The sequence below is a fragment of the Paenibacillus sp. O199 genome, assembly GCF_001636635.1.
GTDB lineage: Bacteria > Bacillota > Bacilli > Paenibacillales > Paenibacillaceae > Paenibacillus > Paenibacillus marchantiae.
This window is the reverse complement of sequence record NZ_LGRP01000031.1, coordinates 11,732-23,502: the sequence shown is the minus strand read 5'-3', so window position 1 is coordinate 23,502 and position 11,771 is coordinate 11,732. Positions and strand designations below refer to the sequence as shown.

The following is an 11,771-nucleotide window of genomic DNA, read 5'->3' as shown; positions in this document are numbered from 1 at the left end:
GGATTAATCGCTACTTTGCCACATCCGTTTGATGTGGCTGGGGGCTAATTTGGATATAGTCTGGTTTCATCCCAACTGAAAAGAAGCCTCAGCAGGCTGCCAAGGCTATAAAGGTGGAGCGGTATTCCGCAGCCGCCATCATCTGTCATAAGTTCTTGCTGCGGGCGAGTTAATTATTGAAGCGGACTCGCAAGCAGGCTCAGCTCAGGATTGAACTCCAGAGCTTCTTTGCAATAATCACATGTAATCCGAACGGTTATATCGCCACCGGAATTATACGCTATTATATCCCTCCGCTCGTCGGGGGTCAAGAAATGAAAGCCCAATTGCGCTTCCGTTATCCGGGCAGAATCGATTCGTCCAATAAAAGTACGGCAATGCCTACACACATAATTCACTGACATGTTTATGCCTCCTGAACATGGTTTATACGTCCAGTATGCCCATTAAGACCGAATCGAACCCGAATCTTGATCATTTTTCCAGTGTCACTTGCAGCGGTTCATCCGTTGAACTTGGCCATCGTCTGCTCAAACGTATGATCCAGACTATATTCCAATGCATCACAGGTCTGTTCGATCGTTTGATCGAGCGCTTCCTTTTCGTTCTTCATAAACTTCGACAGTACGTAGTCTACAATGGCATGTCCCGGTTCTGGTCGGGATATTCCCATCCGTACCCGGTTAAACTGCTGTGTACCGGTATGCTGGATAATGGATTTGATTCCATTGTGACCACCTGCACTGCCCTGGTAACGCAATCTGACTTTGCCTGTTTCTGTGTCCATGTCGTCGTAAACGACAATCAGGTCTTCCAGACTAACTTTATAAAAGTCCATATAAGCCCTTACCGACTCACCGGACAGGTTCATAAACGTCATTGGTTTAATCAGCACCGTTTTGACGCCACCAATTACACCTTCTCCAATCAGCGCCTTGCATTTGCTCTGCGTTATGGAGATATTATGGCGCTCTGCAAGTCGATCAAGTGCCATAAAGCCAATATTATGACGGGTTTTAGCGTAGTTCGGGCCTGGATTTCCGAGGCCGACAATCCACTTCATCTTGTTCCCTCCTTCGGATCAGCCTAAGGTGAAGCATAGACTTCGAATGTTATATTTCATATAATATCAACAAAGTGAGATTCGAATTGGTTATATAATTTGAACGATAATTACACCTAATCACTCCGATAGCAGTACCATCTTTCGATCGCTCTTATCCCCAGATTTTATTTATTCTCTTGATCCAAGGGAAAAATCCGGTGATAGCCTATGCTTCCGAAGTAGCATTCTTGCAGAAAGCTTTCAGGCGCACGCTCCGCTTCTTCAGACTGGTTCTGCACTCTCCGTTTTGGTGTAAACGTCAGTTCAACTTATATTATTTTTACAGCTTTTATTCATCAACCCAGGAAGGTGAGCGGGTTTTGCGCGAAGACAACGGACAACTGACTCAACATAGCGATTTTATCTATCATCTGGAATATCATATACCTGTACAGGTATATGACCGCGACACCCATATTGAGATCGGACTAATCACACGTTTCGATAATCAATTTGTCGAAATTGCCGACACTCTTTTTCATCGGCGCCGGTTCCGTTTTACCTCCCGCCCCGGATACTAGAAATCCGGCAGGCAACTGCTTCACTTCCAATATAACGGAACGCCGACAGGGGTTACATTTTCCATTGATCCGGAAAACGTAACCCCTCTACTACTTTATGCAGACATCCTTATTCAATTTCAAACAGCTTGCTGATTGACAATTCCTCATGAACCCGGATAATGGCTTCTCCGAGCAAAGGTGCTACAGACAACACTTTAAGTTTGCTTGTCGGGTTAGCATGCGTAATCGGAATGGTATCCGTTACGATAACTTCCTTCAGTGGTGCATTCTCCAAGCGTTCCATCGCAGGTCCGGACAATACTGGGTGAGTACAGCAAGCGTATACTTCCTTCACGCCGCCTTCCATCAGAGCATTCGCTCCCAATACAATCGTTCCCGCCGTATCAATGATGTCATCGATCAGAATTGCTGTTTTACCTTCGATGTTACCGATAATGTTCATCACTTCGCTGACGTTCGGCTCTGGACGACGTTTGTCGATAATTGCGAGAGGTGCATTCAGGAAGTCCGCCAGTTTCCGAGCGCGTACTACGCCGCCGTGGTCAGGCGATACAACAACCGGATTTTCGATCTGTTTCGAGCGGAAATATTGAGCCAAAATCGGCACGCCGAGCAGATGATCAACCGGAATATCGAAGAATCCTTGAATCTGCATTGCATGCAAGTCCATCGCGATTACACGGGTTGCACCCGCTTTTTCGATCAGATTGGCAACCAGTTTGGCTGTAATCGGGTCACGCGAACGGGCCTTACGGTCCTGTCTAGCATAGCCATAGTACGGAATAACGACGTTAATCGTCTTGGCAGATGCCCGTTTAAGTGCATCAATCATAACGAGCATTTCCATCAGGTTGTCATTAACCGGCAAGCAAGTAGACTGCACGATATAAACGTGACAGCCCCGAACACTCTCAGAGAGTTTCACTTGGATCTCACCATCACTAAAGCTAGTTGTGTGAGATTCACCCATAGGAATTCCGATATAATCAGCAATTTGATGGGCAAGCTTGGGGTTAGAATTGCAAGTAAATATTTTTAATTTCGAATCAAAATAAGTCATAAAATAAAAACCCTCCGTGCTGGTTCATTGGAATCTATAAGCGTCTGCGACATGTCGGCACCCCCCGATGTTCGGGAGGCAATTCTTAATATCAATACCCCTTATTCGGGTTTGGCATTTTGTTTCTTGGCTTTGGCACGACCACGGATTTTCTCCGCATATCCAGGTTTGTTCTCCTGGCGTGGGCGGGCAATCGCGAGATCATTGTCGGGAACTGAATGGGTAACGGTAGAGCCCGCAACAACATATGCGCCTTTTCCTACCGTGACAGGTGCAATCAGATTGACATTGCTGCCTACGAACGCATCGTCTTCAATCGTCGTTACAGCTTTATTATATCCATCATAATTCACCGTTATTGCCCCGCATCCAACATTTACGTTTTTCCCTACTTTAGCATCCCCAATATAACTGAGATGAGATACTTTGGAGCCTTCATCAATTGTAGCATTTTTCACTTCAACAAAGTCACCAATTTTTACTTTACGGCCCAGTTTGGTACCTGGACGCAAATAAGCAAATGGACCTACAGTTGCTTCTGATCCAACCTCGGCTTGTGACAGTACAGAATGCTTAATTGTAACCCCATCCTGAATGATACTGTCTTCCACATCTGCCTGAGGACCAATATGGCATGCTTCACCAATGGTAGTTGTACCTTTGAGTATGGTACCCGGATACAATACTGTATCTGATCCAATGGTAACATCCGCCCCGATATATGTCGATGCCGGATCGATGATTGTAACACCGTTCAACATATGTTTTACCGCCAAACGTTCACGCATGAACGCTTCTGCTTGTGAAAGAGCAAGTCGATCATTAACTCCGATGGATTCCGCAATGTCATCTGACATGTAGGCTTCCACCACTTCTCCATCATTACGGAAAATGCCAACCACGTCAGTGAGATAGTACTCTCCCTGAGCATTCTGGTTCGTCACTTTCTCCAGCGCAGCGAACAACTTAGCATTATCGAAGCAGTACGTACCTGTGTTGATCTCGTTCACAGCATCTTCCTGCTCCGTGCAATCCTTCTGTTCCACAATGCGCTGTACAGAACCATCTTCTCCGCGAATAACGCGGCCGTACCCTTTGGGATTGTCCAGTTCAGCTGTGAGTACCGTTGCTGCTGCTCCGCGGCTCTCATGGAGTTTCATCAGTCCTTCCAGCGTCTCGCTGGTCACAAGTGGTGTATCTCCACAGACAACGATGGTTGACCCTGCTTCACTGCCGAGCAGAGATTTAACCTGCTTCACCGCATGTCCTGTTCCCAATTGTTCAGCCTGAAGCACGTACTCTGCTCTGGAACCCAAAAATGACTGCACCGCTTCGGCACCGTGACCGACCACAACGACACTGCGTTCAACGCCTGCGCGAAGAGCTGCATCCAGCACGTGACCCACCATCGGTTTACCGCATACGGGATGCAGTACCTTGTACAATTTCGATTTCATCCGTTTGCCTTGCCCTGCTGCAAGAACGATTGCCATTCTTTTCAAAATTTACGACCTCCTGTTCTGAAAAACCCATCGTCTGACCTTACCTGTATATATCCGATGAGTAACGTTCAGCCGGCCCTGCGCCGGTCTTGTTCATCGCCTGCTGTCTCTGTAATCACGCGTAACAACGCGGACACCAACAAATCGTGACCTATATGTATACGCCGTGTACTTGCGAGCTTAACCGATTCCCATGATTCCTAGATGCCGCCCTGTTACCAAGCGCACGCTGCGCTTTTTGTTCTTTCAACATTTTGCAACATTTAAGCTGCGAAAATGCTCTTCTGTGAATAAACTCAATACTGAATATATCTTATTCCGGTCAAAAAGAAAAGAGAGCCATAAGACATGGCTCTCTTTTCCTTCGAACCCCAATAATGTTCTCAGGCACCTTCTTCAATGACTTCTTCCTCAGTTGCTGCGCGATCATACTCAGTCAAAACAGCTGCTTGAATCTTCTCGCGAGTACCGGAAGAGATCGGGTGGGCGATATCACGGAATTCTCCGTCAGGAGTCCGCTTGCTCGGCATAGCAACAAACATTCCGTTATTGCCATCGATGACGCGAATGTCATGAACGACGAATTCGTTATCGATGGTAATGGATGCGATAGCCTTCATTCTCCCCTCAGAGTTAACACGGCGGAGTCTGACATCCGTAATTTGCATGTGTGTGTTCACCACCTTTTTCCATCAGAACTTGGTGTATAATTCCACACAGCACATACGAACTCCTTCTTTTTATAACCACAAAAATGTCCTAATTTCAGGAATTTTTTTATTTAATACACAATTCGACAATGTTAGTGCCAGGTCGATGGAAAAGAACCTTTCCCGACATGTAATTCGTCATGATTCTACAGGTCAAAATAGTTGCCAGGCTTGACGGAAATGTGTCTGCTCTTTGCATCAACCGCCGTCAGCTTCGCCAGAGATATATAATCCGTCAGCAATCGTTCCTCCGAATCAACCGATCCAGATTCTACTAATACGCCTACCCCGGCTACCGTGGCATTAAACTCGGCCAATAGGTCGATCATCCCTTGGACGGTTCCCCCAGCTTTCATAAAATCATCTACAATGAGCACTCTGGAGTGCTCACGCATTGCCCTGCGAGATAGGGACATGGTATGTAGGCTTTTATGGGACCCGGATACATAATTGATACTTACGGCCGATCCTTCCGTAGCCTGATGGTCCCTGCGCACGAGCACTACAGGCAGGTTGAGCTGGGCTCCGGTCGCATAAGCAAGTGGAATCCCTTTGGTTTCGACCGTCATCACCACATCAATATTCATATTGCCAAAGGCCGTTGCAAAAATCTTGCCGGCTTCATTCATCAATGCGGGCTGTCCAAGCAGGTCGGACATGTACAGATATTCACCAGGGAGTATCCGATCCGGCTGCGCGAGCTGGGTAGAAAGTCGTTCTGCAAAAGCCAGTGCCAGTTCTCTGGACACCTTTGGAATCCACTTTACTCCCCCGGCTGCTCCAGCCAGTGTATGCAGTTCTCCCGAACCACCTTCTTCGAACACTTCCTTGATAATCGCCAAATCTTCACTGATCGACGACTTCGCAGCTCCATAGCGTTCGGCAAATGTAGTCAACGGAATAACCGTATGCGGTCTAGCCAATAAGTACTGCGTCATTTCAACCAGCCTTGCGCTTCGTTTTAATTTCTTCACAGAGATCCATCCTCACGATCACGGAAAACATCCAAATCCGAATAATTATTTAAAAATATACCACCTTTATACGTGTTTGTACATTATAAAAGCGAATTTTAAGTTAGCATACGTACGGCATATACTTCTTTACAGAAGCCTCGTAGTCCATTGTATATCCGAGCAACCTTGGACTCCTTAGAGACCAGTCCAAACACAGTTGGACCGCTGCCTGACATTAATACTCCGTCTGCTCCAAGCCGAATCATGGCATCCTTCAGATGCTGAACTTCCGGATACAGCTTCAACGTTACGTCCTCAAGCACATTCCCCATCTGCCCGCACACTTCGGCAAAGGATTGGTTGCGAATGGCCTGCTCCATTTTGGCAGCACTCGGATGACGAACAATCTTGTCGCTACGGAAACGCCCATAGACATCGGCTGTAGACACATTAATCGGCGGCTTGGCCAAGATCACCCAACATTGCGGGGGATTCGGCATCGGTGTCAGCTTCTCCCCACGGCCTGTGGCGAGTGCTGTTCCGCCTGTAATGCAGAAAGGCACATCCGAGCCCAGTTCTGCTCCAAGTTCCTGCAGCTCTTGATCCGGAATGTTGAGACGCCAGAGGCGATTCAATCCACGCAGCGTTGCTGCTGCATCACTGCTGCCACCAGCAAGTCCGGCGGCCACCGGTATTTTTTTGTCCAGATGAATATGAACTCCGGTTTTCACGTCGTAACGCTCTTTGATAAGCCTGGCTGCCTGAAAAGCCAAGTTCTTCTCATCCAGGGGGATATATCCCGCCTGACTGGAGATAAAGATCGTGTCACGAGGTAGCTCAGACATTTCCAGTCGATCGGCAAGATCCACCATCGTCATGATCATCTCAACTTCGTGAAATCCATCTCTTCTTTTATGTAAAACGTCTAGCATCAAATTGATTTTAGCAGGCGCTTTTTCGTAAATTTTCAAGGCGTTCACCCGTCCTCACCTTTTCCCTAAGACAACTTAACATATTATATCAAAATGGGGCTGTCAAGTCATTTCTATTCCGCATCCATGGGGAAAAAGCGAGGTCATTCCTGCCGGATTGCCCCGCTCTCCAAACCGATTGAACCGGATTACGATTTGCGTGCCGCTTCTTCCGCAAGTTGAATGGCCCGTTTCACCATATTGCCCGCATCCTTCGCTTTGATCCCGCCCCAACCTTCCTGCTGGACGGTATCATAGAATCCTAGGTCTTTTGCCAGTTCATTCTTGAGTTCATCCGACATTACACTTCTTCTTCTCCGGCTCATGGGTCATCCTCCTCGAAATAGTTCATTCATGATAAGTCCATTTGTATCCGGGACTATTTGCCCCCAGGCCAAGAAAAATGCCTTGAACCTGTCCAAATAGTATGCCGCTTCTTCCCCAGACTCATTCCTGATCAACTATGCCTCTCCGATGAATCGAGCGGGATTATTGCAAAAATAAAAAAAGCGACCTGCCCAAGGGGGCAGAATCGCCGTAAATCGATACTTACGTCTCCATGTAGGAGCTATGCGTCTGGCTGCCTGGATCAAATACCATGACTTCCACCGATTCCGTAAGTATATCAGCATAACTGTAGGATACTCGCTTGAAAGTTTCTTGCTCCTCATCAAGCTTAACAATAAAAACAGAAGGGTACGTTTCTTCCAATACACCCGTACGCTCAATGGTCTTACGGCGGCCACCATTAGCCCGCAGCATAATTTTCTGACCGATATGTGCATCGAGATTGCGTTTGATATCCAATAGCGTATTTTTAGCCATTGTCGACGACCACCTCTTTTCTTGTCCATTATACCGGATTTTACAGTCATTGTCAAATCAAAACTAATTATTATATCAGTATCAAAAAGTTGTTGTCAATGAATTTTTTTGCAAACAAAAAAAGCCCCTAAATGGGACTTTCTTCTGCCATCATTAGACGGCTGATGGATTCACTTTTAACGTGGATAGATCGTTCAATCCGGGCAGACCTACCCGATAACTTCCCCGTGTCTCTACGCCACCCACACCCTGGCTACCACTAATCGTGTTATGCAAAATATCATTCATGTTCACCGTTTCCCGCACCGACGTGAAGGCTGCCTTAGCTGCCACATAGACCGGGTCCAGGGCATGGATGAGAATTCGTCCTGGTGAACTGGCAAAGTTCGCTCCAGCCCGCAGCAAGGCCTCAAAGTGGGACTGACACGCGCCAGCTACAATCGTGAGCGCATCGAGATGACGTTCATATTGCCTAGCCACCTGAATAGCGGATACAAAGTTCTGCGAATTCTTGTAGCTTCCCAGACTATATAAGTCATAGGGCTGACGGGTCTTGAGTACCCCGTCATGGCCAGTAATGACAACGATATCCGGACGCACTTTGGGCAGCAGACGATATAAAGTGTCCGCCATGGCAGACTCGTGTACATATTGACCCTCTGCGGGAACACGAAGCTGCTCATAAAGGTTCATGCTTTTTTTTAGATAATTAGGATCGCCATCCAAGTGCAGCACTTTGCCAGGCATCTCGAAATAAGCCGGGTCTTGTTGAACAGACCATTCCTGAACCAAACCTTCACGATTGCGCTCCGCCTGTTCCATTCGATTTTGCTGCAGGCGTGAGAGCGTCTGATGTGCCTTCACATGGGCCTGCCTCGTCTTCGCACTCTGCGGTTCATAAGGAACCTGTATCAAATCGTCCACAGGGGAATCGGCTAACAGCCGGAACTCGGTCCCTTTAATGATGGCACCGTCCGACTGGAGGCCTTCCAACCGGAAAGTCACATCTCCACCGTATGACTTTCGAACGACCAAGTCTCCGATATTCATCAACATAATCACCTCTACCCCATCGTATGGGCAGAAACCCGGATTGGTTCATCCGAATTTTACAGAGCTGATCGTACCCCAGCTTCCCACATTACGGTACTGAGTGTCGCATACTCCTGCAGGCTCAATGTTTCTCCCCGTCTTGAAGGCTGAATACCGGCCTGCTCCAACAACTGATCAGCCTGTTCTCTGTTCTCCTTCGTGAAGAAACGGGCTTTCAGATTATTGGAGATGGTTTTTCTACGCTGCGCAAAGGAAGCCTGTACGACTTCGAAGTAATGTGCCTCGTCGGGAACTTCAACCGGTGGTTGTTCACGCACCTTTAACTTAATTACAGCCGATTCCACATTAGGCTGCGGAATAAAGACCGTGGGCGGAACAATACATACCAATTCCGGCATACTGTAGTACTGAACCGCAATGCTCAAACTGCCATAGTCCTTTGATCCTGGTGCAGCAGCCATGCGTTCAGCCACTTCCTTCTGGATCATGACCACAATGCTGTCTACAGGCAGCTTCTCTTCGAGCAGCTTCATCATGATTGGCGTCGTTACATAATAAGGCAGATTGGCTACAACACTCACTTTATCTACCGTTCCAAAATCGGTATGGAACAACTCAGCTAGATCCAGCTTCAGCACATCCCCGTGATGCACACGAACGTTTGGATAAGGCTGCATCACTTCACCCAGAATCGGGATCAATCGCTGATCAATCTCTACAGCCGTTACAGGACCGGCTACCCGAGCCAGACGTTCTGTGAGTGCGCCGATCCCTGGTCCGATCTCAAGTGCGCCCTTGGACTCGTCCAAATCAGCTGCATTTACAATTTTGTTCAATATATTTTGATCGATCAGAAAGTTCTGACCTAAGCTCTTCTTGAATGAAAATCCGTGTCTTTGAATAATTTCTTTGGTTCGTTTGGGTGTTGCAATTTCTACGGTTTCTTCCATGCCTTTCATACGCTCACAATCCTTCACGTTCAATTTGCGATAATGCTTCGGAGAACTCTTCCCGGGTAATCTGGAATACACTCAACCGCTTGTGGAACTGCTTGCCATTGCAATAACCTATGCCCAGCAGATTGCCCATCTCCATACGACGTGCAGCAGCCTGTGGGTGCACAATCAGTCCCGCCGCAATCAGATCCTCCCAATCGATCAAACTTGGTGCGCCTTCATATGACGTGTGTACACGTGCTAATGCATGACGAATCGCCTCCGGTGAAGCGTTCTCCACTCCGATGTCGCCTTTGCGCGTAGCATCTGCCTCCGGAATGAAAGCATGCTTGCAACCAGGTACTTTATTGGCGATGATTTTACGAATACGTTCACCAGCATGATCCGGGTCTGTCAGTACGATGACACCACGTCTCTCTTGAGCAAGTGCGATCCGCTTTAGAATGCGCTGGTTGATGGCGGACCCACCAGTCTCGATCGTATCTGCCTGAACCGCACGTCGAATGGCTACGGTATCGTCACGGCCTTCTACCACGATCACTTCTTTTATCATGTTCCATTTCTTCCTTTCTAACGCAAAAAGAAGAGGAATATCCCTCTTCTCTGCCAAACGGCGGGGGAGACTGAATTCAGACCCCTCCGCCGCATATTCCGCATGAATCATTCATGCTTATATTTTATAGCATTCCCATTTCAAAGTAAAACGATTTTAGTTCGCTTCCGGCTTCACCGGACCAATCACATATACCGTCTTGCCTTTCTTCCGTCCGAAGTTCAGGGCATGCTTCACACTATCATAATACACATCAATTTTGTTGCCTTTAATGGCACCACCTGTGTCTTCCGCACGACGGAAGCCAAGGCCCTCGATATACACCCACCAGCCAATCGGAATGATTTTGGGATCAACCGCAATGGTACGTCCCTCAGTTACCCGAGTACCTGAAGCTGTTTTTGTGCCGATACCAGGCTCTTCAGAAGAGTATGCCGTCATGGATACATTTTTCAAGACTTTTGAATATTTAAAAGAACTGCCTGAGACGGTAATTACTTTGCTGCCCGAAGCAGCGGTTTTCTTCGAGTTCGTGGTTGTTGCTGTTTTTGTCGTGGAAGTCTGCGCCGATACCGTCTGAATCACTGGCTCTTTCACAACAGGTTTGGCTTTGGTACCAATGGCAATCACTTTATCGACGCGATTCGTTGCGACCGATTTACCCACCATTTTTTTGGAGACCAATTCTCCATCCTGAAACACTTTTTCAATATGCTGTACAAGTGTGCCTTCTTTACCGCTCACAACGACACGATTGTCGCCTTTGTACAAGCTAGGGTCAGCCGTTTTGATCACTTTATAAGCAATCGGATGTTCCACTTCCACCGTACGCTTTGTTACCCGCACTACACGGATTTTCATATCCGCTTCAATAGTGGTTCCAAGCGCCGGATATACTTTGTCTTCACTTGCAATTTGAATACCTGATTTTTTAATCGCATCTTTTACCGATGAATCGGTTGTATACAGAGTCTTGGTGTCCCCGTCTGCCGTAATATTAACTGGAACGGCCCGCTCAATAACGATGCGGTCTCCATCTGTGATCGCCCCATTCAAGGGCATGGATACCTGATCGTGAGGGCTGACTGTGATTGACTGCTCCTCCAGCATTTCCTGAAGCATTCCTGTACGAGTCTCTACCGCTTGAGCTTTGCCATCAATAACCAGTGAAATTTGTTTCCCGGCCTGACCGTAAACGACTAACAAGATCATGATTGTAAGCGCAATTGAGAAAATCGCGATCAATGCCATTTGACGCAAGTTCTCATGCTTCCACCGCAACGCGAAAGACTTACTGGATGATCGTGACTCATGGGTCTCTTCTGGTTGGAATGTGCCCACTTCTCCGTCCTCCTTCATAGCCTCGCCGTCTAAAGTAATGCATGATGTCTTTGACGCGACTATACCAAATTTTCTACAGAACACAGATCGGACCAACATAATCCGGTTCTGCACCATGAATCAATCTTCGCAACATGATGTCATCCTCCTGAATACTTACCGTATGATGACAGTATTTCTTTTATTCAAAAACAAAAAAGCCAAAGAAAGAGTTT

At 47.3% G+C, this 11,771-nt stretch carries 14 protein-coding genes; 1 reads left to right on the top strand and 13 read right to left on the bottom strand.

Translation table 11 applies throughout. The annotated features are described in order from the left end of the window. Positions 1-173: 173 nt before the first annotated feature. Together fin and pth are read right to left on the bottom strand one after the other, a co-directional pair. Positions 174-404, bottom strand: coding sequence for an anti-sigma-F factor Fin (gene fin, locus A6049_RS26935; protein ID WP_024633714.1), 231 nt, complete (start codon positions 402-404; stop codon positions 174-176). 98 nt (positions 405-502) lie between these two features. Beyond that, positions 503-1,063 carry an aminoacyl-tRNA hydrolase gene (pth, locus tag A6049_RS26930; protein ID WP_063567548.1) on the bottom strand — a complete coding sequence of 187 codons (561 nt, stop codon included), beginning with the start codon at positions 1,061-1,063 and terminating at the stop codon, positions 503-505. A 362-nt stretch (positions 1,064-1,425) separates the two neighbouring features. Here pth and A6049_RS26925 point away from each other — a divergent pair, with 362 nt between their 5' ends. Further along, complete coding sequence (locus A6049_RS26925; protein WP_063567569.1) at positions 1,426-1,626, top strand: hypothetical protein; 201 nt, start codon at positions 1,426-1,428, stop codon at positions 1,624-1,626. A 109-nt stretch (positions 1,627-1,735) separates the two neighbouring features. Here the strand turns inward: A6049_RS26925 and A6049_RS26920 are convergent, their stop codons facing one another. The 11 genes from A6049_RS26920 to A6049_RS26870 all read right to left on the bottom strand — a co-directional run bounded on the left by A6049_RS26920 (position 1,736) and on the right by A6049_RS26870 (position 11,556). Then, positions 1,736-2,689 carry a ribose-phosphate diphosphokinase gene (locus tag A6049_RS26920; RefSeq protein ID WP_017691370.1) on the bottom strand — a complete coding sequence of 318 codons (954 nt, stop codon included), beginning with the start codon at positions 2,687-2,689 and terminating at the stop codon, positions 1,736-1,738. A 101-nt stretch (positions 2,690-2,790) separates the two neighbouring features. Then, entirely contained in the window at positions 2,791-4,182 is a 1,392-nt protein-coding gene (glmU, locus tag A6049_RS26915; RefSeq protein WP_371121682.1) for a bifunctional UDP-N-acetylglucosamine diphosphorylase/glucosamine-1-phosphate N-acetyltransferase GlmU, read from the bottom strand. Between the two features lie 392 nt (positions 4,183-4,574). Further along, positions 4,575-4,859 (bottom strand): septation regulator SpoVG, encoded by a 285-nt coding sequence (gene spoVG, locus A6049_RS26910; protein WP_017691372.1) that lies wholly within the window; start codon positions 4,857-4,859, stop codon positions 4,575-4,577. A gap of 188 nt (positions 4,860-5,047) precedes the next feature. Continuing rightward, entirely contained in the window at positions 5,048-5,875 is an 828-nt protein-coding gene (gene purR / locus A6049_RS26905) for a pur operon repressor (protein ID WP_063567546.1), read from the bottom strand. Between the two features lie 98 nt (positions 5,876-5,973). Continuing rightward, the gene (gene ispE, locus A6049_RS26900) at positions 5,974-6,828 is read right to left on the bottom strand and encodes a 4-(cytidine 5'-diphospho)-2-C-methyl-D-erythritol kinase (RefSeq protein ID WP_063567568.1); all 855 of its coding nucleotides are present in this window, start codon (positions 6,826-6,828) and stop codon (positions 5,974-5,976) included. Positions 6,829-6,977: 149 nt separating this feature from the next. Continuing rightward, a complete protein-coding gene (locus A6049_RS26895; protein WP_053778930.1) occupies positions 6,978-7,154 on the bottom strand; it encodes a small, acid-soluble spore protein, alpha/beta type in 177 nt (58 codons plus the stop codon). Positions 7,155-7,377: 223 nt separating this feature from the next. Continuing rightward, complete coding sequence (gene veg, locus A6049_RS26890; protein WP_053778931.1) at positions 7,378-7,653, bottom strand: biofilm formation stimulator Veg; 276 nt, start codon at positions 7,651-7,653, stop codon at positions 7,378-7,380. A 153-nt stretch (positions 7,654-7,806) separates the two neighbouring features. Further along, complete coding sequence (gene yabG, locus A6049_RS26885) at positions 7,807-8,703, bottom strand: sporulation peptidase YabG (RefSeq protein WP_063567545.1); 897 nt, start codon at positions 8,701-8,703, stop codon at positions 7,807-7,809. A 59-nt stretch (positions 8,704-8,762) separates the two neighbouring features. Further along, positions 8,763-9,665 (bottom strand): 16S rRNA (adenine(1518)-N(6)/adenine(1519)-N(6))-dimethyltransferase RsmA, encoded by a 903-nt coding sequence (gene rsmA / locus A6049_RS26880; protein WP_063567544.1) that lies wholly within the window; start codon positions 9,663-9,665, stop codon positions 8,763-8,765. A 4-nt stretch (positions 9,666-9,669) separates the two neighbouring features. Continuing rightward, positions 9,670-10,215, bottom strand: a complete 546-nt coding sequence (gene rnmV / locus A6049_RS26875) for a ribonuclease M5 (RefSeq protein ID WP_024633704.1) — start codon at positions 10,213-10,215, stop codon at positions 9,670-9,672. Between the two features lie 156 nt (positions 10,216-10,371). After that, entirely contained in the window at positions 10,372-11,556 is a 1,185-nt protein-coding gene (locus tag A6049_RS26870) for a 3D domain-containing protein (protein WP_063567543.1), read from the bottom strand. Positions 11,557-11,771 lie beyond the last annotated feature (215 nt).

Coding starts and splice junctions, on each gene's coding strand:
- fin (WP_024633714.1), bottom strand. CDS start 404: ATGTCAGTGAATTATGTGTGTAGGCATTGCCGTACTTTTATTGGACGA.
- pth (WP_063567548.1), bottom strand. CDS start 1,063: ATGAAGTGGATTGTCGGCCTCGGAAATCCAGGCCCGAACTACGCTAAA.
- A6049_RS26920 (WP_017691370.1), bottom strand. CDS start 2,689: ATGACTTATTTTGATTCGAAATTAAAAATATTTACTTGCAATTCTAAC.
- glmU (WP_371121682.1), bottom strand. CDS start 4,182: ATGGCAATCGTTCTTGCAGCAGGGCAAGGCAAACGGATGAAATCGAAA.
- spoVG (WP_017691372.1), bottom strand. CDS start 4,859: ATGCAAATTACGGATGTCAGACTCCGCCGTGTTAACTCTGAGGGGAGA.
- A6049_RS26895 (WP_053778930.1), bottom strand. CDS start 7,154: ATGAGCCGGAGAAGAAGAAGTGTAATGTCGGATGAACTCAAGAATGAA.
- veg (WP_053778931.1), bottom strand. CDS start 7,653: ATGGCTAAAAATACGCTATTGGATATCAAACGCAATCTCGATGCACAT.
- yabG (WP_063567545.1), bottom strand. CDS start 8,703: ATGAATATCGGAGACTTGGTCGTTCGAAAGTCATACGGTGGAGATGTG.
- rsmA (WP_063567544.1), bottom strand. CDS start 9,665: ATGAAAGGCATGGAAGAAACCGTAGAAATTGCAACACCCAAACGAACC.
- rnmV (WP_024633704.1), bottom strand. CDS start 10,215: ATGATAAAAGAAGTGATCGTGGTAGAAGGCCGTGACGATACCGTAGCC.